Source organism: Sphingomonas echinoides, from assembly GCF_029623395.1.
Taxonomy (GTDB): domain Bacteria; phylum Pseudomonadota; class Alphaproteobacteria; order Sphingomonadales; family Sphingomonadaceae; genus Sphingomonas; species Sphingomonas echinoides_A.
In genome coordinates, this window is the sequence record NZ_JAPYKK010000011.1 from 1 (window position 1) to 22,210 (window position 22,210).

Below are 22,210 nucleotides of genomic sequence, written 5' to 3' on the forward strand. Positions count from 1 at the left end.
AGCTTTGCGTGGGCCGCTGGCTACGGTGCCCCGCCTCGTCCAGCGCCCTCCGCAACCCGCTGACGATCAACCCGCGCACCAGCGCCGGGTCGCGAAACCGGACTTCGGTCTTGGCGGGATGGACGTTGACGTCGACCGCATCGGGCGGGACGTCGAGGAACAGCGCCACCACCGCATGCCGATCGCGTGGCATCATCTCGGCATAGGCCCCGCGGATCGCACCGATCAGCAGGCGATCCTTCACCGGGCGCCCGTTGACGAATAGATATTGATGGTCGGCGATCCCGCGGTTGAAGGTCGGCAATCCGGCAATCCCGCCGAGGCCGATCCCCTCGCGCACGAAGTCGACCCCTACCCCATTGGCGATGAGCCCGCGGTCGGTTAGCGCGGCGACTCGATCGGGGAGCGTTTCCTCCGCGCTGACCGACAGCGACCGCCGCCCATCATGCTCGACCGAAAAACCGATATCGGGCCGTGCCATCGCCAGGCGGCGGACGACATCCATGCACGCCGCGAATTCGGCGCGGGGCGAGCGGAGGAACTTGCGCCGTGCCGGAACGCGCTCGAACAGCGCCTCGACCCGAACGCGAGTCCCGGGCGGGATTGCGGCGGGGCCTTCCGCGACAAGCACGCCGTTGTCGACGATCCTGGACCAGCCTTCCGCGCCGGGCATGCGGCTCTCGAGCGTCATCCGGGCGACGCTCGCGATCGAGGGCAACGCCTCACCGCGAAATCCGAGCGTGCTGACCGCCTCGATCGCCTCATCGGGCAGCTTGGACGTCGCATGCCGTTCGAGCGCCAGCGCCATGTCGTCAGGCCCCATCCCGCAGCCGTCGTCGGTCACTTCGACAAGATCGGTCCCACCGCCGCCCAACCGCACCGCGATCCGCGTCGCGCCCGCGTCGATCGCATTCTCGACCAGCTCCTTCAACGCGCTGGCTGGCCGTTCCACCACTTCACCGGCAGCGATACGATTGACGAGATGTTCGGGGAGGCGGCGTATTGACATGCCTTAAGCTCTAGCCCAAGCGACGCCATCCCGCGAGCCGTAACCGTGACTTAACCAGAGCGTGCGTGTCGTTCTGAAAGCCACGATTATAAGCACGTCGCGGGGGCGAAATGCGACCTGCCGGAAGCCACCGCACCCGGCGTGAAACGGAACGATCCATGGGCTTTTTCTCGAATCTCTTTCGCTTCTCCTCGCACGACATGGCGATCGATTTGGGGACCGCCAACACGGTCGTCTATCTGCGCGGCCGCGGGATCGTGCTCAATGAACCCTCGGTCGTCGCGGTCGAGACGCTCAACGGCGTCAAGCGCGTCAAGGCGGTCGGCGACGACGCCAAGCTGATGATGGGCAAGACCCCCGACAGCATCCAGGCGATCCGCCCCTTACGTGACGGCGTCATCGCCGATATCGACGTCGCCGAGCAGATGATCGCGCACTTCATCCGCAAGGTCCACGGCGGGCAGCGGCGCTTCATGCGCTGGCCGCAGATCGTCATTTGCGTCCCCTCTGGCTCGACCTCGGTCGAGCGCCGCGCGATCCGCGATGCGGCGTCGAACGCGGGCGCATCGCAGGTGTGGCTGATCGAGGAGCCGATGGCCGCCGCGATCGGCGCGGACATGCCCGTCACCGAGCCGATCGGCTCGATGGTCGTCGACATCGGCGGCGGCACGACCGAAGTCGCGGTGCTGTCGCTGCGTGGGCTCGCCTACACCACCTCGGTGCGCGTCGGCGGCGACAAGATGGACGAGGCGATCGTCTCCTATGTCCGTCGCAACCACAACCTCCTGATCGGCGATGCGACCGCGGAGCGGATCAAGCAGGAAGTCGGCGTGGCGAAGCCGCCGCTCGACGGGATCGGCCTGACGATCCACGTCAAGGGCCGCGATCTCGTCAACGGCGTTCCCAAGGAAATCCAGATCAACCAGGGCCAGATCGCCGAGGCGCTCAGCGAGCCGGTCGGCCAGATCGTCGAGGGCGTTCGCATCGCGCTCGAGAATACGGCACCCGAACTGGCGGCGGATATCGTCGATCAGGGCATCGTGCTTACCGGCGGCGGCGCGTTGCTCAAGGGCATCGACGAGGTTCTGCGCGACGAGACCGGCCTGCCCGTCACGATCGCGGACGACCCCCTCACCTGCGTTGCGCTCGGCACCGGGCGTGCGCTCGAGGATCCGATTTACCGAGGTGTGCTCCACAGCGCGTGAGCGGTGCGGAGGCGACACACGGACGATCAAGGCTGTCGAGCAGGATGGGTACGCGAACCCCTACTCAGCGCGGACGGCCCTCGCTACACATCGTAGCATCAGGCGGCCCTTGGGCCTTGGGATGGGGGTATCATGGCGCCGCCTCGTAATCGGCGCCCGGGTTTTTCGCGACGGGCGCAATATGGTCTGTTCCTTGGATATGTGATCGCGGCGGCGGGCTCGCTGGTCGCTGCGGTGCTGCTTGCCTTGTCGGCGATCGATCCGCCTGCGTTCGCCGTCCTGCGCGCGACCGTTGCGGAAGTGACCACGCCCGTCTCGTCGGGGCTCTCCACGGTCGGTCAATGGTTCGGTGCGATCCCCGGGTCCGTCGGCAGCTATTTCGGCGTGCACGACGAGAACAAGCGCTTGCGCAAGCAACTTTCCGACCAGCACGCCCTGTTCATGCGCGCACGATCGCTTGGCTACGAGAACCGTCGCCTCGCGGCGCTGCTGCGGCTGCGTGAGCGGGTCGCCGAACCCGTCGTGACCGCGCGTCTGGTGAGCTCCTCCGTAACCAGCACGCGCCGCTTCGCGGTGCTCAATGCGGGATCCTGGCAAGGGGTTGCGTCGGGGCAGCCCGTCATCGGTCCGGACGGCCTCGTCGGGCGGATCCTCGAAACCGGCCCGAACAGCGCCCGCGTCCTGCTGCTGGTCGATCCGGAAAGCGTCGTCCCGGTCCGCCGGACTCGCGACGGCATGCCAGCGCTTGCGGCCGGGCGTGGCGACGGACTGGTTGACATCCGCTCGGTCGCGACCGCCACCGCCGCATTCGGCCCGGGCGATGTGTTCGTCAGCTCCGGGATCGGCGGAATCTACCCGCCCGGCATTCCGGTCGCGCACGTGATCCGCCGCGGTCCCGAGGCCGGGCTTGCGCGGACCTATGCGCAACCCGACACGCTCGATTACGCGATGGTCCAACGCGCCTTCATGCCGACGCCACCTCCGCTCACGGTGCCGCAGCCCGCGCCCAAACCGACCCCCAAGCCCAAGACCAAGGCCACGCCGACCGCGTCAAAGCCGGTCGCGCGATGAGCCAGATCCGCGGTCCCTTCGACGAGCCACCGGACACGAGTTTCGGGCGCTTCGTGCCCGCCGTGTCGGTCCTGGCCGCGTCGACCTTCGCGGTATGGCCGGTGATCGCGCATGTCCCGTTATTCCCGCCGCTCGGATTGCTGATGCTGCTCGGCTGGCGGTTGTCGCGCCCGCTGAGCCTCCCGGTATGGGCATCGCTGCCGCTTGGCCTGTACGACGATCTCCTCAGTGGTCAGCCGCTCGGCAATTCGATGCTGTTCTGGACGCTGTGCTCCTTCATGATCGACCTGATCGACCAGCGGATCGTGTTTCGCGATTTCTGGCAGGACTGGCTGATCGCCGGCGGATCGATCTGCTTCTGCCTGATTCTGGGCCGTTTGGTCGTTTCACCGCTCGCCGCACACGTCGACACGCTTTTGATGCTCCAGATTGCGGTAACCACCTTGTTGTTTCCCCTCGCGACGCGCATCTGCACGATGCTCACGCGCGAGGAGGAAACGGTGTGAACGGACCGACCTTCGGCAATTCGAACAAGATGATGACCGAGGCCGCGCAAAGTTTCAGCTTTTCGCGGCGGGCGGTGCTGTTGGGCGTCGGCCAGGGCGCGGTCGGGCTTGCGCTCGCCGGGCGGATGGCGTGGCTCGCCGTTGCCGAGAACGAGCATTACACCAATCTGTCGGAGAGCAACCGCGTCAACATGACGCTGGTGCCACCGCGGCGGGGCTGGATCGTCGACCGCCACGGCGCGCCGATCGCCAACAACCGCACCGACTTTCGCGTGGACATCATTCCCGACCGGTTGGAGGACAAGGACCGCGTGCTCGCGCTGTTGCGCGACATCCTGCGATTACCGCCGGAGGAAATGGAACGGCTCAATGCCGATCTCGGCCACGCCGCCGGGTTCCAGCCAGTCCAGGTCGCCGAAAACCTCGACTGGGAGCGGTTCGCCGCGGTGAGCGTGCGGCTGCCGGAGTTGCCCGGCGTCGCCCCTACTCGCGGCTTCTCACGAAGCTATCCGGCTGCTGCCGCCGTTGCCCATCTGACGGGCTACGTCGGTGCCGCCTCGGCGGACCAGTACAAGCAGACGCACGATCAGCTGATGGTCACACCGGGTTTCAAGCTCGGTAAGGATGGCCTTGAAAAGACGTTGGAAAAGACTCTCCGCGGTGTCGCCGGGCAGAAACGCGTAGAAGTGACCGCGCGCGGCAAGCTCGTCGCCGAACTCGCGACAAAGCCCGATCAGCCGGGCCAGAACGCGCGCCTGACGATCGATGCCGGTTTGCAGGAATATGCCGCGCGGCGGCTGGGGACCAACTCGGGCTCGGTCGTGGTCATCGACTGCCTGACCGGCGAGATGCTCGCGATGGTCTCGATGCCGGCGTACGATCCGAATGCCTTCTCCGACGGGATAAGCCATCTCGAATGGAAGATGCTGTCGGAGAACGACCATGTTCCGCTGATGAACAAGGTGCTGCAAGGCTTGTATCCACCCGGATCGACCGTGAAGCCGATGAACGCGCTCGCTCTGCTGGAGGCCGGGGTCGACCCGAACCAGCGGATCAACTGCACCGGCGCGATGCGGCTCGGCACCGGCGTGTTCCACTGCCACAAGAAGCGCGGGCACGGGCCGCTCGATATGAAGAACGCCGTGATGCAGAGCTGCGACATCTACTTTTACGAGATGGTCCGTCGGCTCGGTTACGACCGCATCGCACCGATCGCGCGAACCGTCGGGCTCGGCCAGAAGTTCGACTTGCCATTTGGGTCGCAGCGGTACGGCACGATGCCAGATCCTGCCTGGAAGCTACGGAAATACAAGACGGATTGGACCGTTGCGGATTCGTTGAACGCATCGATCGGCCAGGGCTATGTGCTGTCCAATCCGCTGCAATTGGCCGTGATGGCGGCGCGGCTCGCTTCGGGGAAACACCTCGAACCGAGTATTCTCGCGAGCCAGATCCATCATGGTGCAGCCCCCCTGCCCTATTCTCCCGACCACCTCGCCCTGGTGCGCGACGCGATGTACGGCGTGGTCAACCAAGGTGGTACCGGGGGCGCGGCGCGGATGCTGATTCCGGGCGTGTCGATTGCGGCCAAGACGGGCACCGCGCAGGTTCGGCGAATCTCGATGGCGGAGCGTGGATCCGGCGTGCTCAAGAACGCGTCGCTGCCCTTCAAGCTGCGCGATCACGCGTTGTTCGTCTGTTTCGCCCCCGCCGACAACCCGCGGTACGCCGCCAGCGTCGTGCTCGAACACGGCGGCCACACCGTGCGCAACCTCGATTCCCCGTTGATCGGGCGCGACATCATGACGTGGCTGTTCGACCGCGATCGCGCAATTGCATCGCTCGCCGAAGCCGAACCGACATGGGGTGGCGATATCCGCACGCGCATGGCGGCCGAGAGCGCCGCCTACCGCGCCGCGAACGCCCCCAAGCCGACCACCGGCGTCCAGACCGAGATGGGCGTCCCCGCCGCTACCGACGCGCCCGCCGTGCGCGCTGCAGCGGCGGCCGATGCGGCCTCGGCCGAAGCCCTCGCGAACTCCGCTGCCCCGGGTAACACCGTGGCCGAGTCAGGCAGTACGGAGCACGACCTGGAATGAGCAGTCGCAGCATCGTTCCCGCGCCGCTGATCCAGTTGCCGTGGAAGATCATTCTGCTGGTGCTGGCGATCGGGTGTTTCGATCTCCTGATCCTCTATTCCGCCGCGGGCGGCAGTATCCAGCCGTGGGCGATGTCGCAGGGGATCCGCTTCTTCATGTTGCTGGGCGGCGCGCTAGCCCTGGCGCGCGTCCCGGAACGCTGGTGGCAGACCGGCGCGCTGCCTGCCTATGTCCTGCTGTGCGTCATGCTGGTGCTGGTCGAACTGGTCGGGGCGGTGCGTGGCGGCGGCCAGCGCTGGCTCGACGTCGGGTTCATGCGCTTGCAACCGTCCGAGCTGATGAAGCCGTGCATCGTGCTCGCCTGTGCCAAATTCTACGACATGCTGCCGCCCAATGAAACACGGCGGTTCAACGCGATCTGGCCCGCGGCGATCCTGATCTTGCTCCCCGCCGCGCTGGTGATGAAACAGCCCGACCTCGGCACCGCGTTGATGATCACGATTGGCGGGATCACGGTGATGTTTCTTGCGGGTGTCCCGCTGCGCTTGTTCATCGGGGGCGCGCTTGCGCTCGGTGCGGCGGTGCCGATCGCGTTCAATTTCGTGCTGCACGAATATCAGCGCAACCGCATCCTCGTCTTCCTCGATCCCGAAAGCGATCCGCTTGGAATCGGCTATCACATCAGCCAGTCGAAGATCGCGATCGGATCGGGCGGTATTCTGGGCAAGGGGTTCCTCAACGGCACCCAGAGCCATCTGGATTACTTGCCGGAGGGCCATACCGATTTCGCTTTGGCAACGATGATGGAGGAGTGGGGATTGGTCGGCGGCGTATTGCTGATCATCGCCTTCGTCCTGATCGTGCAATGGGGGGTATCGACCGCGCTCCAGTCCCAATCCCGCTTCGCCAAGCTTACCGCCGCGGGGCTCGCCGCGACGATCTTCTATTACGTGGCGATCAATATGGCGATGGTGATGGGCATGGCGCCGGTCGTAGGCGTGCCGCTTCCGCTCATCAGCAACGGCGGATCGAGCCAGATGACGTTCATGCTGTGCCTGGGAATCCTGATGTCGATCGACCGATCGAACCGCAAAATCGAGGCGCGGTGGTAACTTTTTTGCGGTGCAGTGTAAAAAAGGGTTTGCAACCTGCGCGCGCACTGCTAACCGACCGCCTCCCGGCAACGACAGCGCTTCGGCACTGTCCCTACCAAGCGGGAATGGACGCATAGCTCAGTTGGTAGAGCAGCTGACTCTTAATCAGCGGGTCCTTGGTTCGAGCCCAAGTGCGTCCACCACTCTTCACTTTGGAATCCTTAGGTTTTCTGCCGAAGCGCGCGAGCGCTCCGACATGTTCTCCGACACGCTTTCCGACAAACTCATTTCGTTCTCGCTTCGTCCAGAGCCCCGATTGCGGCGATATGCCGGCGTCGTGCACCCGCGATTCGACGCGCTTTTTCCGCGTTCGCCTTGTTGTAAATCCGGGTGACAGCGAGCGTCTTGTGACCGGAAACCGGCCGCACGTCGTCTTCGCCCGCGTCGCCAATCTCGGTGATGCCGCCATGCCGGAAGCCGGTGAAGGTCATGTCCTTGGGCAACCCGGCTGCGTCGCAGATCTTGCGATGGACGTTCGACATGCGCCGCTCGACGTAGCGCTTGCCGCTGCGCTCCTCGACAACGATCGGGCCGGTCGCGGACCTCGTCGCTGCGCGGGACCGCGCGAGCTCTTCCTCGAGTTCGGGATAGAGCGGCACACGCTCGACGCCGCACCCCTCGGCCGGAACCTCTTCGAATAGCGGAAGCGTAACGGGGTTGCCGGTCTTGGACTGAACAAGCGTGATCTCGACCCCGGGCTGGTAGCCTTCCCAAACGATCGCGGCGCGGTCCGGCGCGTCCGGATCGACATAGCCAAAGGCATCGGACACCCGCTGGCATCCCTCGAAGCACAGTGCGGCGGCGGTTGCCATCGACTGAAAGCCCATTTCGACGGCCTTCGCGCGGTAGGCGGTGTATTCGGCGCGCGACGTTGCCCGGTTGCCCTTGGCAGCGGTGCTCGTGAGCCCCATTCCCATGAACGGGTTCTCCTTGACCCCCGTCGCCTTGTAATGTCGCGTCGCCCACGACCAAACCAAGCGGCAGACCTGCATGGCGTAGCTCGCCTGGCGCGGCCCGGTATCCGCGCGCAGCATTTCGTACAGTCGGTCGGAAGCGGCGGCATCAACGTCGGCGGCCCGGCGCTTGCCGAACGGCGGCGCGCCCTTCTTCGTCTCGCGCGCGGCAAGCATATCCATCAGCTTGCCGTAATCCGCACGGGTCTTTGCCTTCTTTGACGTGAAGCGCGCCTGCTTGCGGTACCACTGGAACAGCCACTCGACGCTGCCCGGGACCATCGAAGCTCCTTCCGCACCCTTCCGCCAGTCGGTCAGCGCCGCGTTCAGCAACTGCGCTTTGCGATGCACCTCGGCCAGATCCGAGCCGAGTTTTTCCGAGGCAAGAAGCATCGGCTTGCCGTTGCGCATTGCGGGCACCATCGCCCCGGTCTTCTCGTCCTTCACCGGGCGCGCCCATGCGGGCAGTTCCCAATAATAGACGGGCTCACCGGCCGCATTGCGGAGCTTGCGGACGTAGGCTGGAAGACGATCCAGTGCCATCAGTCGAACCATCCATCCGTGCCGGTGACCGAGCCGCTCTCGAACATCGCCGCCATTGCCGCGTCGAGGTCCGAGCGACGCGCGATCGCCGCGCCATTGCGGCCGCGTGGGACGAAACGCACCGTGCCGCGGTCGCGCCATTCCTTGATCTGCGCAACGCTGACGCGAGTGTATTCAAGCGCCTCAGATTCGGTCAACGCAGCCGGCCAGTTCGGAAGACCGGCCAAGCGGACGCGCCCCGGCCCGTCCCCGGACCGGTCGTTTGCGGTTGCGGCACTCACTGGCTTACCTTTCTCAAATTGCGCAGACCGGTGGGCACGTAGCGCGCGCGGCGCAGCGCGGCCCGGACGGCGGCGGTGTTGGGAATCACGGGGCCGGCATTGCCGTCGATGCGCCCCGGCTCCGGATCGGTCGCGAACCGCTGCGCCAGGTCGCACGGGACTGGGAACCGATCGAACGCCGGCGCGGTGCCGTACCGGTGCCGGTGATAATAGTCGGGGTTCGCGTCGATCGTCTCTCGGCTGTACTCACCCGCCCATGGCAGCGGGTACGCATAGCCCGCGTTCTTCGGGCGCCAGAGCGTGATGTACGGGTTGCCGCGAAAGTCCTTCCGAACGTCGACGATATAGAATGCGTCGCTCATCGCTCGCCCTCCTTCTTGACGAGGAATCCGGGAAGACAGACCATCAAGTTCTCAGTGATCGTCACCGTCGCCTTGGTGCCGGTCTTGTATGGAGGCGAGCCGGCAGTCTCGTCTTCGAACAGGACCTGGAAGGACACACCCGGCGCAAGCGGACTGGCCGGCCCACGCGCGATCTTTTTACAAATGGCGTCGGCGATAATCCGCTCGAGTTCTGCCGCGGGCACAAACGCCTGATGTTTCCGAACGTGAGTCTCGGTGGTGACGACGTCTTTCATTGCTGATCGCCTCCATCGTCTTGCATCGGGTCCGGCCCGCCGCGGATGTGATCTCGGATTGCGATATCGAGCGCGTTGACATCTGGTAGGGGCAACCAGAACAGGTACGAAAGCACCTCATCGCCAGCATCCTGCCAAGGCCACCCGCCCGTCATTCCGGCCTTCTTCGGCTCGACCTCATAGAGATCGACTCCGATCTGCACGGTCACATCAAAGCTTACCGTCCGGCCCAGATCGAGCGGTGAACCGACATAGGGTTCTTCCTTGATCGGCCATTCCCACCACAGGACCGGTCCGATGTCGTCGTGCCAGTCGTGGAATGACAGAGGCTTAAGTTGCTCGCTCATCGACCCACCTCCCCGGCATCGTCCGCGCTCGACCGAGGCTCGCTCTCCCACAATCCAGGCGGATCGAACCGACTGAATCCCTTTGCGGATTGAGCGGCGGGCAGGCGGTGAGGCAGACCGACCTTCTCCGATGTCGCGTTGAACTTGGCAGCAGTGGCTTGAGCCAGATCGATCCCGTAATACGCGGCCAGCTTGTCGAGGCAGACGACGACGTCGCCGATCTCTTCGGCAAGATCCGCGACGGTAGCGCGCGAACCCCGCCAGCCCGACGCTCCCCGGTGCAGCTTCTTGACGACTTTGAGCACCTCGCCGACCTCGCCGCCAAGCTCGGTGGCGTGGAACAGGCCGTCGGGAAGTTCCGTTTCGCTGCACCATGCCGCTAGCCTGTCGGCGTTGACGCAACGCAACTGAGCCAGGAAGTCCTCGTGCATCGGCGCGGCGATGGCTGCGTCCGCCATCTCCAGCCAATATTCCTGAACCTCGGACTTGCTGTCCGCGAACAGCGGCGCATCTGTCTCACCGGCAATCTGGCGCGGCCCGCCCGCTTCGTTCAGCAGTTTGGCGAGTGCCGCCCGATCAACCGTACCGGCAGCGTCGGTACGTGCCGTCAGCGCTTCCAGCTTCGGACGCATCTGATCGCGCCACACCTCTGCTGGCGATGTTGCCTGCGCACCAATGCCGAGCATCGTTGCAAGCTCATAGAACACGGTCGACTAATCATCTCCGGCTACGGGGCGGGGGGTGTGCGCGAGGCGGAATGCAGATTGCGCGATGTCCCAGCCGTTCAACCACATCACGGCGGCGGGGCTCGGTGGATACGGCGTAACGCGCGCGCGCCCAGAACGAAATGCATCGAAGCCCTGCTGTTCCGGCGTAGCATCATCGCGCATCGGCGCGGCGGTGGGGGTGTCGTTCATGCTGCCATCCTCAAATCTGCGATTCCGGGTTGGTTTGCCGCGACCAGGGCGCGGGCCATCGGCGGGCACACGCTGTTGCCGATCGCGCTGATCTGCTCTGCGATGGTGAGGCGCTGCTCGACCCACTTGCCGCGGACGAACTTCCGCACGATCGGGTCGAGGACGTATCCCTTAGGAAAGCCCTGCGCGCGCGCGAGCTCGCGCGGCTTGAGCATGCGCAGACCGATATCGACGATGACGTAGGTCACGGCATCGATCGTCACGGTGACGACGGCATAGCGCGCCTTGGTGGTCACCACGTCGAGGGGCCGGTCGACCGCCTGGTGCTGGCCACCCTCCCCGTAGTATTTCACGAGGAACGCCGCGGTCATCACTGCGCGCTCGAGCAGTTCGGGGGGGAGCGCGCCCTCCTCGATCAGCTTCGTCTCGATCACGCCCTGGTGCGGGCCGCGGGTCGCAACGGTGCTGACCAGATCCCGCATGTCGTGCCCGGCATTGACCGATCCGTCAGGGTTGTTGTTGAACTGCGCCATATGGGCGGCGGCGACCGAATGATGCTGCCCGCCCGCACGCGCCGTCTTCAGGGGCTCCTCGGCGTCGCCGCCCCCGCCCGTCGTGTTGCTGCCGTTGAATGTCGACAGGAACGCCGCGACCTCTGCGTGCTTCGACTTGCCCTCGATCGTCGGCGTCGGCTCGTAGAGGCTGGTCGCATCGTTGCCGGTGGCGAACTTCGATAGGAACACTACCGCGGCGCCGTTGGTGTCCTTCTTGGAAGCCGCGATCGTATGATGCGGATCCTCGGCGGAGCGGTTGAGGCCGCCATGCTGGCCGTAGGTGATGAACGAGGCAAGCGAAGCCTCGGTGTACGCAAGCTCCCCGCGGTGCGCGCCCGTCACCGTCCGGAGGGGTTCCTGAATATCATGGACCCGCACCGCGCCCTGATGCGTGACCGGCGTCACGAAAGGCGCGAGCATTGTCTCCACGGTCCCGTGTCGCGTCGCGCCTGCCATCACCGTATCGAGCGGATCGGCGGGCGACTTGCCGCGGCTGTTCTCGCTGAACTTCTCCAGGTGCGCGCCGACCAGCCCGAGCGGCATGACTCCCGCGGGGCGAGCCGGATTGCCGTTGCTGGTGACGGTCGGCATTTCCTTGTCGATCGCCGACCCGACACTGCCGCTGTGGAACTTGGTCACGTGCGGCGCGAGCTTGCCTTCGACGATGAACGGGCGACGCTGCAGGACATAGCGGACGACGCCGGCGGCGATGCGGCGCTTGGTCGCCTCTACAAGCTCGCGCGACCGGCCGAAGATCGACGGGCACGGGATCGACCAGTCGATGCAGCTGGCGGCGGTCAGGTACGGCAGCAGCTTCCCGCTGCGCACACCTGGCGACCCGGGCGGGCCGTGCGTCGGCTTCGGCCACACGATCGGCAGCCCGTCGCAGCGCATGACGATGTAGAGGCGCTTCCGGCTGGTCGGCGTGCCGTAATCGCAGGCGCGCAGAACCTTCCACTCGACCTTGTACCCCTCGGCGCGCCAGCTGCGGACGAGCTTCTTGAATTCCTTGCCCTTCGCGTCCGGAAGCGGAACGCCGTGCGCATCGAGCGGCGCGGCGTATTCGAACTCCTCGACGTTCTCGACATAGGCCACGGTCGGCCGGACGTCCTTGAGCCAGCCGACAATTTCGCCCGCGAGCGCGCGGATATGGCGGTTCTTGACCGGCGCACCCTTGGCCTTCGAATATTCCTTGCAGTCCGGCGAGAACCACGCTCCCGCGACTGGTCGGAGCCGGGTGGCCTGCCGCGGCCAGACGGCGCGGATATCTTGGCAGTGATGCTCGGTCGTCGGATGGTTCGCCTTGTGGATCGCGATCGCGCTGGGGCTGTGGTTGATGGCGATATCGACGTCGCGACCAATCGCCTGTGCGATACCGGTGCTTGCCCCGCCCCCGCCTGCGAACCCGTCGATGAATAGGCCATGCGAGAAGGACTCGCGTGCCTGCGCTGTTGCCGCACCGATCACGCGACGGCTCCCAGATCCGGCGCAGCGCGGCGGCGGCGCAGCATCGCACCAATGAGCAGCACCCCTGCGATCATGAAGAGCCACGACTTGGGCTCGGGCAAAGCGGACACTGGCGCTTCGTCAGTCGGCGTGGCGACTGAGGTGCCGGCGGCGGGCGGCGCGGTACCGACCCCGCCTGCCCCGCCCGGTCGGACGAGCCCGATCGCGGACGCTTGGACACCACCACCCCACGGCGATCGCGCGGAGCTCTGCATCGTCGAGCCGGACAGCACCGCGTCCTCAAAGTCGCTGTCCATCGCAACCAGTGGGCGCGACAGGTCAGGGAGAGAGCCGAGAGTGGCGATCCCCGCTGGCGGGCAGACCGGAACGGCGGTGGCCTTGCGGTGCGTATTCGGCTTCGTCGCGGACCGGCGATGTTCGGCGGGCTTCACTAACCGCGCTTTGGCTGCGTTATACGCAGGCGGCACCACTTCGACGGCTGTGCACGTCAGGCCGACAGCAGCCGCATGGCTCAAGATCAAGGCTTTGGTGATCACTTCGCGTCTCCACGATGAGGGACGGCGGTGCGCGGAGCATGCCGGAAATAGACGGGGGTCTCGGGCGCGCCGACGATGCGGCGGACGTCCGCGGGGTGGTGGAGCTTGCCGTCAGCACCTTTCCAGGTCAGGCAGCCGTAGTGGATCCAGTCCTCCGGCAGTTCGGACGCGCCAAACCTGAGCAGCAGCTCGATGTCTTCCGGATGCTCGGCGAGGTACGAAACAAAGCTGCCGACCGTCTGCACGGCACTGACGCCTGCGGCGTGGCCCAATGCCTCGGCGACCTCGGCAAGGCGCTTGATAATTGGCGCGGCGGCTGCGAAATCGAGCGTCGACACGTCCGTCATGACGGCCTCCGCAGATCTGCAAGCGCCCGCGTCAGGTCCATGCTCGACCGCCGGACCGCGGCGCTGTCCTTGGGATCGATGCTTACGTCGAAAAACTTCTCGCCTGAGCTGTCCCAAGTCCTAACGCGTTTGACAGGAGCAGGGATCGATTTGGCACGCTTCAGGAAGCGCTCGGCTCCGGCGATCGCGGCCTTGAGGGTGTCCCTGTTCAATCTGCGAATCCTGCCTTGAGATTTCCGGCGAGCGCGCGGACGGCCGATCCAATTTCTCGTTGATCGGAGGCGTCGAGCTTGTCGGCGTGGTTTTCGAGATAGCTCGCGAGGGAGACGTGCTCCTCTCGACGAACCTGAGCGAAGGTGCGGCGGCGGCAGGTGCGCTTCATGCTGAAGTTCCCGCACCGGCACGGCGGCAGTAATCGATGAAAGAGAGGTTGCAGTCGGCGTCGAGCCAGGCCTGATAGCGGCGCTGGCTACGCGTCAGCTTCGGCGGCGGCGGGCTGTTGGCGGCAACGAACGCGCGGCCCTCGTCGGTGACGAAGAACGCATCCATGCCGCCATACATTTTGACGCTCGCCCGGCGCTTCATCAGACCGGCCTCGAACAGCGCCATGCAATCTCGGTGATCAATGCTTCCGACATCGGTGGCGAAGTGCGAACGGTATTGCTCGCCCTGCCCGTACTGATCGACGCCGAGGGAGTGCTGCAGGATGTGCAACTGGCGTGCGGCAGCATCAGCCATGCCGCACCGCCCCGCGCGCGACGCGCAGCTGGTCGAGACGCTTGCGTGCCCAGAGCGGATCGATCCGGTCCAGGCGATCGCGCTCGTCCAAGACGCGGGCGACGTGCTGGCGGTCGTTGCGCACAAAGCGCTGACCAGCCGGCGACATGTAGCAGCCGCTCACAGCGCACCACGCATGCGGACCGGGCCCGTGTCGGGGGTGTGCGGTGTGGCGGCGTCCCAGCGTGCCTGCTCGATCTCGAACGGCGGGAGCTTACGGTTCCGGTGGCGGCACAGCACCTTGCCATCGCGCGGCGGCACGGTCGTGAGGCGGCGAAGAGGCAGGAAGTGGCCAGTCGCCACCTCCACTTTGCGATAAGCGCTCATATCTTGGCGTCCGTCCATTTGATCTCGCCCGAGGGCGTGATGATTTTGACACGCCGGCCGTCGCGAGATTTCACTATCAGCGGGCAACGGAGGTAGATGGTGCGGTAGGGTGCCCACGGGTCATCGGCGCGGGGCATCAGCAGCGGCACTTCGTACGACCACACCCGCTTCTCGCTGCTGCCTGGCTTGCGCTTCTCAAGGGTGGCGATCTGCTCCAAGGTCCAGGGGGAACCCTCAACCTTCCGGCCTTGCCAGACGTCGTGATACGAGGGGCGGATCTTGGGCCAAGACTGCAGGGCAATCTTGACCTCCAGCGCGGTCAGCGCCGGGGGTTCAGGGGTGTCGGACATCAGTTGGAATATCCCGTGTAGGCGCGGCACGCTTCGCGCGCGGCGGCGTCGAGGCGGACTGCCTCGCGATGATCGGCGTCGGCGCGGGCGAGCGCGGCTAGGGTCACACGGACGTGCTCCGCGCATCCCTTGCGCTGCGCCTCGAGCGCGACCGTCATTTGTCGGGCGGAGGGCTTGCGGTTGATCCTGGACCGCTTGATCTCGGCGGCGTCGGTCGCGAGGATCGCGATAAAGGCGTCGTAATCGAGCCCGATCCGGTCGGCGCGGAGCCCGATCTCTGATGCAAGCTCGCGAACGTACGACGACACCGCGGCCTGCGTGTTAAGGTTGTTGCGGACCTTCTCATGGCGCAGCTTCGCGCGCTCCGCCCGCATCTTTGCGAAGACGGGGCGCAGCTCGGCGATCGCCAGATCCAGATCCGGATCGCGCATCACCGCGGCGCGCCCTCGACATGCGACCAGCGCGCGCGGTGCGGCGATGCCTTACCGTACGCCCTGCCCGCCTCAAAATGATCGACGCCATACTTAGCCTGCCAAGTGAGCAGACCGATGCTGTCCTTCTCCCGGTGCGCGCCCGAGCAGAGCGGCACGGCGTGATAGTCGGGGCTTTTCAACGAAACGCCCTTCATGCCGTCGGCATCGGAATGCGAGGCCTCCATCACGCCTTCGCAGACGTGCCCCGCGCGTCCAGCAAGCAGGCACGGGCGCTTTCGCAACCACGCCAGATGAGATGGAAATCGGCGGTCGGCGTCAGCCTTGTAGCTGTTGCGCTGGCGCGGGCGGACATCGACGCGGATCATCCGAGCCATGCCCGTGCAAGCACCAGCGACACGACGACGAAGCCGACACCGAGGGTCATTGCGGCGGACACCCAAAGGGGCTCCGGTTTTTCAGCATCGGCGCGCGCCTGAGCGGCCTGACGGTTCAGCGCGTCCATCTGTTCGATCGAGCGCAAGAACTGCTCGCGGTTCTGCGGCGCGTTCATGCTGCCAACCTCATCGGCGCATAATGCTGGTAGAGCCACGCGCCCAGCTCGGCGCGGTGAACGCCGATGCCAGCACCATCGGTCTCGGAGATCTTCATGATCTGCGCGACTGTGCTGCCCGAGGCCTTCCACATCGTGTCGCGGTACAGGGCCCCGCCCGCGAACAGCACCGCCTCAGCGGACCGAACCAAATGCGGCAACATCTGGAGATCGTAGCTGGGGTCCCGGAGCATTTCCGTAGCGCGGCGATCCGTCAGCCGCAGATCGTAATCCTCGATCGGCACATCGACACCGATGAGACCGAGCTTCGCGCTGAGAACCATCAGCTTCAGTTCGCCAGCCGCAACCGCAGCGGCGGCGTCAGGCAGTTCAGCGATCCGGGCGCGAAGGCTGCGCCACATTGGCCCGTCATACCGGTCTATTGCGTGCATTACCCCGCCAGCGGCGCGCTTGGTCGCGCAGCAACCCATAACGATGAGCTTCATGCTGCACCGCCAGCGTCAGCAACGATCACATAGTGCGTGATCCCGCACTCATCGCCGTAATCACGGTTCCAGCGGCGGGCCCAGGCCGATGCCTTTCGCGGCGGCTGGGTGTGGTCGAACTCGGTTTCGAAGACGCACTGGACTTGAACCAGCGTGTTCGCCGGGACCGGGCAATCGCCCCCTGCCCACGCGATCGGCGTCGCGGTCTCGTTCGTAATTTCGGGTAGTAGCGATGCCACGTCGATCTCCATCGCCGCGTCAGTGCGGCTGATGAAGTGACGATAGTAGGGCGTTTCCTACTGGTCAACTAAAAAAGTAGGACGCCTCCTATTCAATAGTCGGGATAGATATCATCCGGCCAGAATTCGCCCACTTCCTTCTGAGGCTTCACGACGGGCAGCGCTTGGTCGTCGTTGTCGAAAGCTACGCGAACCCAAGCGGCTGATGCGGTCGCTCCCTGGAATATTCCGCTAATCGCGCGGCCCTGCCGGGACAGAGTACCGATCCAAACGGCCCGCTCGGATTTGAGGTACCCAAGTTGCACCCCTCGGCAAGAGAACACCGCGATCGCGTGTTCGTCGTAGGGGTTGGTCGGCTCGGGACGCAGTTCAACCGGTTCGCCTGGCGAACACATCTCGAGCTCGAATCGGCGTGCTGGGCCGCGCTTGTTGGGATAGTCGATACCGACGACTGCGAGAGATACTTGTCGCATGTGTCGGGGGCGGATAGCTCCCGAAAGCGTCTTTGACAACCATCGCTAGTCGTTGATTTTCAGGAATTAAAGGTCCCGTGCGAAGCGTATCACCCTGCCCCAGATCGCGACGTCCTTGGCGTCGACCTCATAGGAATCGACGGTCTTGTTGTCCGAGATCACCAGCACGCGCTTACCGCCGTCGATCGGGCGCAGGCGCTTGATCGCTGCGCCGCCATTGATTGATGCGGCGTAGATGCGGTCGGAATGCAGCAGCTGGTTTTGCGTCGTGTCGATCCAAACAAGATCCGCCGAAACCAGCGTAGGGAACATGCTGTCGCCTACCCCTTGAGCGATCCGCAACCTTGCCAATGGCGTTCTGGTGAACGACCGAATGTAGGCTAGATCAAACTCGATCGGCTCTTCTTCAACGAAATCGTCCACCGTCGCCCCCGGCCCCATCGGCAACCTCAGGTCGAGCTTGATGATGGCACCGGTCTCCCCGGCCCCAATGGAACGCGACGGAAGCGTGCTGCTGTCCGTTTTTGTGTTCGAAGCTGGAACTAGCTGCTGCTCACGCGGATGGACTAGGTCGACGAGGAAATCCGGATCGTAACCAAGCACCTCCTCGATCGCTCTCAACGTTTTCGGGTTTGGCTTCTTCGTCTTCCCCCGCTCGATGTCCCAAAGAGGCTTTCCAGAGGTGGCGAGCTTCTGACGCAACAACCCGTCGAAATAATCGCGGGTACGGTCCGACCGCGCGATCGCTGCGCTCAATTCCGTCTGCAGTGGGGTTTTGCCGGGCTCTTCCATGTAGGGCTCATCCCACACCGTCCCATCAACCAGAAGGCTAGGATTTGCCCTACCTTTTATGCTTGACGGTAGGGCGAATCCTACGGTATCGATCATGGCATGCAGCACGATGCCCCCTCGCTACCAGACGCGATCGACACGTTCATCGCAGCCAATTCCATGTCGCCCGTCACGTTCGGTCGCATGGCGATGAGGGATCCGCACTTCGTGAGGGACATTCGTGGCGGTCGTCGAGTTTGGCCCGAGACCGAGGCAATGGTTCGCAAATTCATGGCCTCGTACCGCGCGCCTGCTGCCGAACGGGAGGCAGCATGAACATCGTCGAACAACTCGCATTTTGGGCAGTCGCGGCGGTCGGCCTTCGGCTGACGCTCGGCGGCATTCTTTCCCTCTCCCTCGGGCACGCGCTCACGACGCGCGACCGACGCTGCAACGAGGAGCGATAGGCCATGACTCACGCTCAAGACGAAGCGGCCGGGAAAGCCATGCTCGATCCCCTGATCGCCGCTCTCGACGCGATCCCGCTGCCGGTCTGCGCGACCTGCGGGAAGGCGCTCTGCTCGCACACCGACGCTGAATTCAAAGGCGCCGCTCACCAGAAAGGGTTTTCGGAATGAAGTTCGCTTTCGCGATACTCGCCGCAGTGTTGCTGTGGGCTTGGTCCCCCGCCGTCGCCAGCATGCTGGCGGGTCTGGCGCTGTACCTCGCCATTGCTGTCGCCTCTGCCGCCTTTTGCTCGATCGGAACGGACGTGGACGTTCGGGAAGATGCGAATGCTGTTCATCATGGGAACGGATCGTAATGACGCAGTGCAGCAGCGTCGTTCCCGAAAATCGGGACGTTAACGAAGCGGAGTTCCGGGCTGCAATGCTGAGCGGTCTCGCACGATGCTCCAACACCACGGCGACGAAGCGTTCGCTCGCCGCTGCGATGGATCTGTCGAGCAAGGGCTTGGAGAATATCCAGATGCGCGGCGCGATGCCGGGGCCCAAGCGGCTGTGGGACGCCACGACGGCTTGCCCACACGCCCTCGACGACATCGCCCGGCTTTACGGGTTCGAGCTGGTCCGTTCGATCGAACCGACGGGCACCGCTGAGCACGGCACGCTGCCGATTGCCACCTTGCTGGCGCAGATCGCTGAGGCTGAAGCGCCCGGCAGCGATGGCGGCACTGTCAAGACGCACAAGGAATTGATCGCGATGGAGCAGCACCTCCTCCGTGTTCACGCACTCACAGGCCAGTGGTTGAAGGAGATCGCCGATCACCGCGCACCGACTGGGCTCCGCTCGATTCACAACTGAGGTTTAGCGCCGGCGCGACCGGCAGGGAGTAGACGACAATGCCGAACACCACCCGCGCGGTGGCGACGATGGTCGCTTCCGCGAACGATAAACCGCGCTTTGCTGGATCGCCGTCGTTTCGGCTCCTGCCGATCGCGAACAAGGCGATCGACGGCTGGAACGCTCGCGTCCGGGCATGGGCGGAGGCAGCATAATGGCGCACCCTCGCATCATCCAGCAGCAGATGCTCGACTGGATCAAGAACAGTCTGTCGCTGCGCAGCGCGCTGCCGACCGATACCCAGATCGTCGACCGGTTCAATTTGCGCGGCGTGGAATCGGCGCGGTCGCTGCTCGCAGACCTGGCGGATGCTGGCGAGATCACGATCAAGGGCCACGGTGCGACCCGCTCGATCGCCCTCGGACGCAAGGAGAAGACATTCGAGCCTGCTCCCCGGCCGACACCCGCAGTAGTTGCCCGGATCGGCGGCAAGCGCGCTGATGACGAGAAGGTGCAGATCGACACAGCCGCGGCGCGCATCCGTGAGATCATCGAGCGCGGAAAAGAGCCAGCGTCAGAGAACGCGACCTCAGACGCGGCAAAGGAGCGCCTCGGTGCTGCCGTCGATAGTGCGGTCAAGGCCCTCAAGAAACAGGGCGAAGCTATCGAAGAGTTTATTGCTCAGGACGACGTAGCGACGCCGACTGAACCAACCGAGCCCGATGCGAAAGCTTCGGCCTACTGGACCGTCACAGCCGACGACAAAGCATCGGAGGAACCGTCGTTCGCGCTTGTTTCCCTCCAAACCGGAACGGGCGGTCGTTTATCGCGTCAGGAAGCGGCGATAGCCACGCGAGACGTCCGGCGGCAACTGAACATCCACTTCCCACAGGACCAGTTCGAGAAGCTTGCAGCGCTCGCGGACGTCGCCGGGGAAACCCCGGGTGCCTTCGCGCGCGGCGCGCTGATCAGCTGCATCGCCCGCAAACCTCGGGTGCCGGCGGCGGTCACCGCTGCGGCACTGCGCGAGAAAGCTCCGGTGATCGACTTCGCTGACCGGATGATGATCCTAGGCCTCGCTGCCTATGCCCACGAACGCGCAGGGAGCGCAGCCTGATGCCAGACAATATCGATGTGGCGGTGGAGATCAGCGATCTGCACCTCGAACGTAGCATCCGCGCGGCGCGGCAGCCGGTTCCGGTTGGTGTCGCTGGTGAATGCGAGACGTGCTTCGAGGACAGCAAGCGGTTGATCGGCGGGCGCTGCGCGCCTTGCCGTGACCGCGCGCAGAAGCGCCGCCGCTGATGCGCTTGGTCATTCTCGAAAGCCCCTATGCGGGAGACGTCGAGCGGAACGTCGCCTATGCGCGTGCCTGCTTGGCGGACAGCCTTGCACGGGGTGAAGCGCCGATCGCCAGTCACCTGCTCTACACGCAGCCCGGCGTCCTCAACGACGAGAGCGCGGACGAGCGGGCTCTCGGCATCGCGGCCGGGCTGGCTTGGAAGTCAGTGGCAGACGCTCAGGTGTTCTACGTCGATCTCGGTTGGTCGAAGGGCATGTCCGCCGCCGCCGGTGGCCGCGCTTTCGAGACGATCGAATGCCGCCGCCTTGGCGGGGAGTGGACAGCATGACGGCAACCGTCCTCCACGGCGACTGCCGGGTCCTCATGGCCGCTATGGCCGATGCCTCGATCGACAGCATTGCCACCGATCCACCGTACGAGCTCGGCTTCATGGGTCGCAGCTGGGACAAGTCCGGCATCGCCAATGACGTGGCAATGTGGCGCGAGGCCCTCCGCGTACTCAAGCCCGGCGGCATCTTGGCCGCGTTCTCGCACGCCCGCACCTATCACCGAATGGCGTGCGCGATCGAGGACGCTGGCTTCGAGATCCGCGACCAGATCATGTGGCTGTACGGATCGGGCTTTCCGAAAGGCGGCAACCGCGACGGCAAAGGCAGCTGCCTCAAGCCCGCGCACGAGCCGATCGCCGTTGCGCGCAAGCCCCTGATCGGATCGGTGGCGGCCAACGAGGCGCTGTACGGTACCGGCGCCATCAACATCGATATCTGCCGGGTCCCGACCGACGAAACCATCCGCGCTGGAACCGGCGTTATCCCGATGCGCCATGATGAAGCCACCCCACGAGCGCTTCCTGGCGCGAAATACGATGCCGCCAAGCGAGGAACGCTCGAAGAGTTTCGGCGCATGCCTGGGGCAGTGCCGCCGAACAAGCTGGGCCGGTGGCCTGCGAACGTCGTGCACGACGGTAGCGACGAGGTTCTTGCAGGATTTCCCAATACAGCAAGCGGAACCGGGGCTGTCAAACGCGCCAGCGGCGGGGATGCCGATGGCAATCGGGGCGCCGCATACGGAAGCGAAAGCCGACCGGCAGGTACGGTTATGGTTTGCCACGGGGACAGCGGCAGCGCCGCCAGGTTTTTCTATTGTGCCAAGGCGAGCAAGGCGGATCGCGACGAGGGACTCGATCACCTCGACCCGCAGGCATTCGTCCAGTTCCAGACCGGTAACGGTGAGAGCGGCGCGGCGTCGAGCCTGAGCGAAGGCCGAGAGACTCAGTACCGGAACATCCACCCGACGGTGAAGCCCGAGGGCCTCATGCGGTGGCTGGTCCGTCTCTACACGCCGCCCGGCGGCACGGTCCTGGACCCGTTCACGGGCAGCGGCTCGACCGGGAAGGCCGCCGTCCTCGAAGGCCTCCATTTCATCGGCTGCGAACTGACCGACGATTACGTCCCGATCGCGCGCGCGCGCATTGCGGCGGCCGAGGTCCGGGCTGCCGACGTTCCCGCGCCCTCGCCTCAGCTGGGGCTGTTCGAGGACGCCGCATGACCACCGAGAATCACCAAGGGAGAAT

At 65.0% G+C, this 22,210-nt stretch carries 38 protein-coding genes and 1 tRNA gene; 16 read left to right on the forward strand and 23 right to left on the reverse strand.

Annotated elements, in window-relative coordinates:
- The coding region (gene mutL, locus QBJ92_RS08490; protein ID WP_277969252.1) for a DNA mismatch repair endonuclease MutL at positions 1-1,009 on the reverse strand (1,009 nt) is incomplete at its 3' end.
- Positions 1,010-1,167: 158 nt separating this feature from the next.
- Between mutL and QBJ92_RS08495 the strand changes: the two genes are divergently transcribed.
- The 6 genes from QBJ92_RS08495 (at position 1,168) to QBJ92_RS08520 (ending at position 7,187) form a co-directional block, all read left to right on the forward strand.
- The gene (locus tag QBJ92_RS08495; RefSeq protein ID WP_010163754.1) at positions 1,168-2,214 is read left to right on the forward strand and encodes a rod shape-determining protein; all 1,047 of its coding nucleotides are present in this window, start codon (positions 1,168-1,170) and stop codon (positions 2,212-2,214) included.
- Between the two features lie 132 nt (positions 2,215-2,346).
- Positions 2,347-3,285 carry a rod shape-determining protein MreC gene (gene mreC / locus QBJ92_RS08500; protein WP_277969253.1) on the forward strand — a complete coding sequence of 313 codons (939 nt, stop codon included), beginning with the start codon at positions 2,347-2,349 and terminating at the stop codon, positions 3,283-3,285.
- A complete protein-coding gene (gene mreD, locus QBJ92_RS08505; protein ID WP_277969254.1) occupies positions 3,282-3,791 on the forward strand; it encodes a rod shape-determining protein MreD in 510 nt (169 codons plus the stop codon). Before mreC ends, mreD begins: the two co-directional genes overlap by 4 nt.
- A gap of 29 nt (positions 3,792-3,820) precedes the next feature.
- Positions 3,821-5,890, forward strand: coding sequence for a penicillin-binding protein 2 (gene mrdA, locus QBJ92_RS08510; protein ID WP_277969384.1), 2,070 nt, complete (start codon positions 3,821-3,823; stop codon positions 5,888-5,890).
- A complete protein-coding gene (rodA, locus tag QBJ92_RS08515; RefSeq protein WP_277969255.1) occupies positions 5,887-7,002 on the forward strand; it encodes a rod shape-determining protein RodA in 1,116 nt (371 codons plus the stop codon). The genes mrdA and rodA overlap by 4 nt, the downstream gene beginning before the upstream one ends.
- A 109-nt stretch (positions 7,003-7,111) precedes the next feature.
- Positions 7,112-7,187: transfer RNA gene (locus QBJ92_RS08520), tRNA-Lys, on the forward strand.
- 81 nt (positions 7,188-7,268) lie between these two features.
- Here QBJ92_RS08520 and QBJ92_RS08525 read toward each other — a convergent pair.
- The 22 genes from QBJ92_RS08525 to QBJ92_RS08630 all read right to left on the reverse strand — a co-directional run bounded on the left by QBJ92_RS08525 (position 7,269) and on the right by QBJ92_RS08630 (position 18,053).
- Complete coding sequence (locus QBJ92_RS08525) at positions 7,269-8,540, reverse strand: hypothetical protein (protein WP_277969256.1); 1,272 nt, start codon at positions 8,538-8,540, stop codon at positions 7,269-7,271.
- A complete protein-coding gene (locus QBJ92_RS08530) occupies positions 8,540-8,821 on the reverse strand; it encodes a hypothetical protein (RefSeq protein WP_277969257.1) in 282 nt (93 codons plus the stop codon). The genes QBJ92_RS08525 and QBJ92_RS08530 overlap by 1 nt, the downstream gene beginning before the upstream one ends.
- The gene (locus QBJ92_RS08535; RefSeq protein WP_277969258.1) at positions 8,818-9,183 is read right to left on the reverse strand and encodes a hypothetical protein; all 366 of its coding nucleotides are present in this window, start codon (positions 9,181-9,183) and stop codon (positions 8,818-8,820) included. The genes QBJ92_RS08530 and QBJ92_RS08535 overlap by 4 nt, the downstream gene beginning before the upstream one ends.
- Positions 9,180-9,458, reverse strand: a complete 279-nt coding sequence (locus QBJ92_RS08540) for a hypothetical protein (protein WP_277969259.1) — start codon at positions 9,456-9,458, stop codon at positions 9,180-9,182. Before QBJ92_RS08540 ends, QBJ92_RS08535 begins: the two co-directional genes overlap by 4 nt.
- Positions 9,455-9,805: a hypothetical protein gene (locus tag QBJ92_RS08545; RefSeq protein WP_277969260.1), complete on the reverse strand. Its 351-nt coding sequence runs from the start codon at positions 9,803-9,805 to the stop codon at positions 9,455-9,457. Before QBJ92_RS08545 ends, QBJ92_RS08540 begins: the two co-directional genes overlap by 4 nt.
- The gene (locus QBJ92_RS08550) at positions 9,802-10,491 is read right to left on the reverse strand and encodes a MazG-like family protein (RefSeq protein WP_277969261.1); all 690 of its coding nucleotides are present in this window, start codon (positions 10,489-10,491) and stop codon (positions 9,802-9,804) included. Before QBJ92_RS08550 ends, QBJ92_RS08545 begins: the two co-directional genes overlap by 4 nt.
- Positions 10,492-10,518: 27 nt before the next feature.
- Positions 10,519-10,722 (reverse strand): hypothetical protein, encoded by a 204-nt coding sequence (locus tag QBJ92_RS08555; RefSeq protein WP_277969262.1) that lies wholly within the window; start codon positions 10,720-10,722, stop codon positions 10,519-10,521.
- Positions 10,719-12,743, reverse strand: coding sequence for a DNA cytosine methyltransferase (locus QBJ92_RS08560; protein WP_277969263.1), 2,025 nt, complete (start codon positions 12,741-12,743; stop codon positions 10,719-10,721). Before QBJ92_RS08560 ends, QBJ92_RS08555 begins: the two co-directional genes overlap by 4 nt.
- Positions 12,740-13,279, reverse strand: coding sequence for a hypothetical protein (locus QBJ92_RS08565; protein WP_277969264.1), 540 nt, complete (start codon positions 13,277-13,279; stop codon positions 12,740-12,742). Before QBJ92_RS08565 ends, QBJ92_RS08560 begins: the two co-directional genes overlap by 4 nt.
- Positions 13,276-13,626 carry a hypothetical protein gene (locus QBJ92_RS08570; RefSeq protein WP_277969265.1) on the reverse strand — a complete coding sequence of 117 codons (351 nt, stop codon included), beginning with the start codon at positions 13,624-13,626 and terminating at the stop codon, positions 13,276-13,278. The genes QBJ92_RS08565 and QBJ92_RS08570 overlap by 4 nt, the downstream gene beginning before the upstream one ends.
- A 208-nt stretch (positions 13,627-13,834) precedes the next feature.
- Entirely contained in the window at positions 13,835-14,008 is a 174-nt protein-coding gene (locus tag QBJ92_RS08575; RefSeq protein WP_277969266.1) for a hypothetical protein, read from the reverse strand.
- Entirely contained in the window at positions 14,005-14,364 is a 360-nt protein-coding gene (locus QBJ92_RS08580; protein WP_277969267.1) for a hypothetical protein, read from the reverse strand. The genes QBJ92_RS08575 and QBJ92_RS08580 overlap by 4 nt, the downstream gene beginning before the upstream one ends.
- The gene (locus QBJ92_RS08585; RefSeq protein ID WP_277969268.1) at positions 14,357-14,512 is read right to left on the reverse strand and encodes a hypothetical protein; all 156 of its coding nucleotides are present in this window, start codon (positions 14,510-14,512) and stop codon (positions 14,357-14,359) included. The genes QBJ92_RS08580 and QBJ92_RS08585 overlap by 8 nt, the downstream gene beginning before the upstream one ends.
- Positions 14,513-14,523: 11 nt before the next feature.
- Positions 14,524-14,706, reverse strand: coding sequence for a hypothetical protein (locus QBJ92_RS08590; protein WP_277969269.1), 183 nt, complete (start codon positions 14,704-14,706; stop codon positions 14,524-14,526).
- A gap of 20 nt (positions 14,707-14,726) precedes the next feature.
- The gene (locus QBJ92_RS08595) at positions 14,727-15,080 is read right to left on the reverse strand and encodes a hypothetical protein (protein WP_277969270.1); all 354 of its coding nucleotides are present in this window, start codon (positions 15,078-15,080) and stop codon (positions 14,727-14,729) included.
- Positions 15,080-15,514, reverse strand: coding sequence for a hypothetical protein (locus QBJ92_RS08600; RefSeq protein ID WP_277969271.1), 435 nt, complete (start codon positions 15,512-15,514; stop codon positions 15,080-15,082). The genes QBJ92_RS08595 and QBJ92_RS08600 overlap by 1 nt, the downstream gene beginning before the upstream one ends.
- Positions 15,511-15,879 carry a hypothetical protein gene (locus QBJ92_RS08605; RefSeq protein WP_277969272.1) on the reverse strand — a complete coding sequence of 123 codons (369 nt, stop codon included), beginning with the start codon at positions 15,877-15,879 and terminating at the stop codon, positions 15,511-15,513. Before QBJ92_RS08605 ends, QBJ92_RS08600 begins: the two co-directional genes overlap by 4 nt.
- Positions 15,876-16,064, reverse strand: a complete 189-nt coding sequence (locus QBJ92_RS08610) for a hypothetical protein (RefSeq protein WP_277969273.1) — start codon at positions 16,062-16,064, stop codon at positions 15,876-15,878. Before QBJ92_RS08610 ends, QBJ92_RS08605 begins: the two co-directional genes overlap by 4 nt.
- Positions 16,061-16,549 (reverse strand): hypothetical protein, encoded by a 489-nt coding sequence (locus tag QBJ92_RS08615; RefSeq protein WP_277969274.1) that lies wholly within the window; start codon positions 16,547-16,549, stop codon positions 16,061-16,063. The genes QBJ92_RS08610 and QBJ92_RS08615 overlap by 4 nt, the downstream gene beginning before the upstream one ends.
- On the reverse strand, positions 16,546-16,788 hold the full coding sequence (locus tag QBJ92_RS08620; RefSeq protein WP_277969275.1) for a hypothetical protein: 243 nt from the start codon (positions 16,786-16,788) through the stop codon (positions 16,546-16,548). Before QBJ92_RS08620 ends, QBJ92_RS08615 begins: the two co-directional genes overlap by 4 nt.
- A 92-nt stretch (positions 16,789-16,880) precedes the next feature.
- On the reverse strand, positions 16,881-17,261 hold the full coding sequence (locus QBJ92_RS08625) for an HIRAN domain-containing protein (RefSeq protein WP_277969276.1): 381 nt from the start codon (positions 17,259-17,261) through the stop codon (positions 16,881-16,883).
- Between the two features lie 66 nt (positions 17,262-17,327).
- Positions 17,328-18,053 carry a S24 family peptidase gene (locus QBJ92_RS08630; protein ID WP_277969277.1) on the reverse strand — a complete coding sequence of 242 codons (726 nt, stop codon included), beginning with the start codon at positions 18,051-18,053 and terminating at the stop codon, positions 17,328-17,330.
- A 99-nt stretch (positions 18,054-18,152) separates the two neighbouring features.
- Here QBJ92_RS08630 and QBJ92_RS08635 point away from each other — a divergent pair, with 99 nt between their 5' ends.
- From QBJ92_RS08635 to QBJ92_RS08680, 10 genes are read left to right on the forward strand one after another with little or no spacing between them, the layout of a single operon-like run.
- Complete coding sequence (locus QBJ92_RS08635) at positions 18,153-18,368, forward strand: hypothetical protein (protein ID WP_277969278.1); 216 nt, start codon at positions 18,153-18,155, stop codon at positions 18,366-18,368.
- Positions 18,365-18,499 (forward strand): hypothetical protein, encoded by a 135-nt coding sequence (locus QBJ92_RS08640; protein WP_277969279.1) that lies wholly within the window; start codon positions 18,365-18,367, stop codon positions 18,497-18,499. Before QBJ92_RS08635 ends, QBJ92_RS08640 begins: the two co-directional genes overlap by 4 nt.
- 3 nt (positions 18,500-18,502) lie before the next feature.
- Positions 18,503-18,670 (forward strand): hypothetical protein, encoded by a 168-nt coding sequence (locus tag QBJ92_RS08645; protein ID WP_277969280.1) that lies wholly within the window; start codon positions 18,503-18,505, stop codon positions 18,668-18,670.
- Complete coding sequence (locus QBJ92_RS08650; RefSeq protein ID WP_277969281.1) at positions 18,667-18,855, forward strand: hypothetical protein; 189 nt, start codon at positions 18,667-18,669, stop codon at positions 18,853-18,855. The genes QBJ92_RS08645 and QBJ92_RS08650 overlap by 4 nt, the downstream gene beginning before the upstream one ends.
- On the forward strand, positions 18,855-19,355 hold the full coding sequence (locus QBJ92_RS08655) for a hypothetical protein (RefSeq protein WP_277969282.1): 501 nt from the start codon (positions 18,855-18,857) through the stop codon (positions 19,353-19,355). Before QBJ92_RS08650 ends, QBJ92_RS08655 begins: the two co-directional genes overlap by 1 nt.
- A gap of 38 nt (positions 19,356-19,393) precedes the next feature.
- On the forward strand, positions 19,394-19,549 hold the full coding sequence (locus tag QBJ92_RS08660; protein WP_277969283.1) for a hypothetical protein: 156 nt from the start codon (positions 19,394-19,396) through the stop codon (positions 19,547-19,549).
- Entirely contained in the window at positions 19,549-20,451 is a 903-nt protein-coding gene (locus tag QBJ92_RS08665) for a hypothetical protein (RefSeq protein ID WP_277969284.1), read from the forward strand. Before QBJ92_RS08660 ends, QBJ92_RS08665 begins: the two co-directional genes overlap by 1 nt.
- Positions 20,451-20,639: a conjugal transfer protein TraR gene (locus QBJ92_RS08670; RefSeq protein WP_277969285.1), complete on the forward strand. Its 189-nt coding sequence runs from the start codon at positions 20,451-20,453 to the stop codon at positions 20,637-20,639. The genes QBJ92_RS08665 and QBJ92_RS08670 overlap by 1 nt, the downstream gene beginning before the upstream one ends.
- Complete coding sequence (locus tag QBJ92_RS08675) at positions 20,639-20,965, forward strand: hypothetical protein (protein WP_277969286.1); 327 nt, start codon at positions 20,639-20,641, stop codon at positions 20,963-20,965. The genes QBJ92_RS08670 and QBJ92_RS08675 overlap by 1 nt, the downstream gene beginning before the upstream one ends.
- Positions 20,962-22,185 (forward strand): DNA-methyltransferase, encoded by a 1,224-nt coding sequence (locus tag QBJ92_RS08680; protein WP_277969287.1) that lies wholly within the window; start codon positions 20,962-20,964, stop codon positions 22,183-22,185. Before QBJ92_RS08675 ends, QBJ92_RS08680 begins: the two co-directional genes overlap by 4 nt.
- Positions 22,186-22,210: the final 25 nt, after the last annotated feature.

Coding starts and splice junctions, on each gene's coding strand:
- QBJ92_RS08595 (WP_277969270.1), bottom strand. CDS start 15,080: ATGTCCGACACCCCTGAACCCCCGGCGCTGACCGCGCTGGAGGTCAAG.
- QBJ92_RS08635 (WP_277969278.1), top strand. CDS start 18,153: ATGCAGCACGATGCCCCCTCGCTACCAGACGCGATCGACACGTTCATC.
- QBJ92_RS08570 (WP_277969265.1), bottom strand. CDS start 13,626: ATGACGGACGTGTCGACGCTCGATTTCGCAGCCGCCGCGCCAATTATC.
- QBJ92_RS08555 (WP_277969262.1), bottom strand. CDS start 10,722: ATGAACGACACCCCCACCGCCGCGCCGATGCGCGATGATGCTACGCCG.
- QBJ92_RS08580 (WP_277969267.1), bottom strand. CDS start 14,364: ATGGCTGATGCTGCCGCACGCCAGTTGCACATCCTGCAGCACTCCCTC.
- mreC (WP_277969253.1), top strand. CDS start 2,347: ATGGCGCCGCCTCGTAATCGGCGCCCGGGTTTTTCGCGACGGGCGCAA.
- QBJ92_RS08675 (WP_277969286.1), top strand. CDS start 20,639: ATGCGCTTGGTCATTCTCGAAAGCCCCTATGCGGGAGACGTCGAGCGG.
- QBJ92_RS08655 (WP_277969282.1), top strand. CDS start 18,855: ATGACGCAGTGCAGCAGCGTCGTTCCCGAAAATCGGGACGTTAACGAA.
- rodA (WP_277969255.1), top strand. CDS start 5,887: ATGAGCAGTCGCAGCATCGTTCCCGCGCCGCTGATCCAGTTGCCGTGG.
- QBJ92_RS08670 (WP_277969285.1), top strand. CDS start 20,451: ATGCCAGACAATATCGATGTGGCGGTGGAGATCAGCGATCTGCACCTC.
- QBJ92_RS08605 (WP_277969272.1), bottom strand. CDS start 15,879: ATGATCCGCGTCGATGTCCGCCCGCGCCAGCGCAACAGCTACAAGGCT.
- QBJ92_RS08660 (WP_277969283.1), top strand. CDS start 19,394: ATGCCGAACACCACCCGCGCGGTGGCGACGATGGTCGCTTCCGCGAAC.
- QBJ92_RS08615 (WP_277969274.1), bottom strand. CDS start 16,549: ATGAAGCTCATCGTTATGGGTTGCTGCGCGACCAAGCGCGCCGCTGGC.
- QBJ92_RS08625 (WP_277969276.1), bottom strand. CDS start 17,261: ATGCGACAAGTATCTCTCGCAGTCGTCGGTATCGACTATCCCAACAAG.
- QBJ92_RS08665 (WP_277969284.1), top strand. CDS start 19,549: ATGGCGCACCCTCGCATCATCCAGCAGCAGATGCTCGACTGGATCAAG.
- QBJ92_RS08495 (WP_010163754.1), top strand. CDS start 1,168: ATGGGCTTTTTCTCGAATCTCTTTCGCTTCTCCTCGCACGACATGGCG.
- QBJ92_RS08535 (WP_277969258.1), bottom strand. CDS start 9,183: ATGAGCGACGCATTCTATATCGTCGACGTTCGGAAGGACTTTCGCGGC.
- QBJ92_RS08525 (WP_277969256.1), bottom strand. CDS start 8,540: ATGGCACTGGATCGTCTTCCAGCCTACGTCCGCAAGCTCCGCAATGCG.
- mreD (WP_277969254.1), top strand. CDS start 3,282: ATGAGCCAGATCCGCGGTCCCTTCGACGAGCCACCGGACACGAGTTTC.
- QBJ92_RS08645 (WP_277969280.1), top strand. CDS start 18,503: ATGACTCACGCTCAAGACGAAGCGGCCGGGAAAGCCATGCTCGATCCC.
- QBJ92_RS08640 (WP_277969279.1), top strand. CDS start 18,365: ATGAACATCGTCGAACAACTCGCATTTTGGGCAGTCGCGGCGGTCGGC.
- QBJ92_RS08545 (WP_277969260.1), bottom strand. CDS start 9,805: ATGAGCGAGCAACTTAAGCCTCTGTCATTCCACGACTGGCACGACGAC.
- mrdA (WP_277969384.1), top strand. CDS start 3,821: ATGATGACCGAGGCCGCGCAAAGTTTCAGCTTTTCGCGGCGGGCGGTG.
- QBJ92_RS08550 (WP_277969261.1), bottom strand. CDS start 10,491: ATGCTCGGCATTGGTGCGCAGGCAACATCGCCAGCAGAGGTGTGGCGC.
- QBJ92_RS08680 (WP_277969287.1), top strand. CDS start 20,962: ATGACGGCAACCGTCCTCCACGGCGACTGCCGGGTCCTCATGGCCGCT.
- QBJ92_RS08610 (WP_277969273.1), bottom strand. CDS start 16,064: ATGAACGCGCCGCAGAACCGCGAGCAGTTCTTGCGCTCGATCGAACAG.
- QBJ92_RS08575 (WP_277969266.1), bottom strand. CDS start 14,008: ATGAAGCGCACCTGCCGCCGCCGCACCTTCGCTCAGGTTCGTCGAGAG.
- QBJ92_RS08585 (WP_277969268.1), bottom strand. CDS start 14,512: ATGTCGCCGGCTGGTCAGCGCTTTGTGCGCAACGACCGCCAGCACGTC.
- QBJ92_RS08540 (WP_277969259.1), bottom strand. CDS start 9,458: ATGAAAGACGTCGTCACCACCGAGACTCACGTTCGGAAACATCAGGCG.
- QBJ92_RS08650 (WP_277969281.1), top strand. CDS start 18,667: ATGAAGTTCGCTTTCGCGATACTCGCCGCAGTGTTGCTGTGGGCTTGG.
- QBJ92_RS08630 (WP_277969277.1), bottom strand. CDS start 18,053: ATGGAAGAGCCCGGCAAAACCCCACTGCAGACGGAATTGAGCGCAGCG.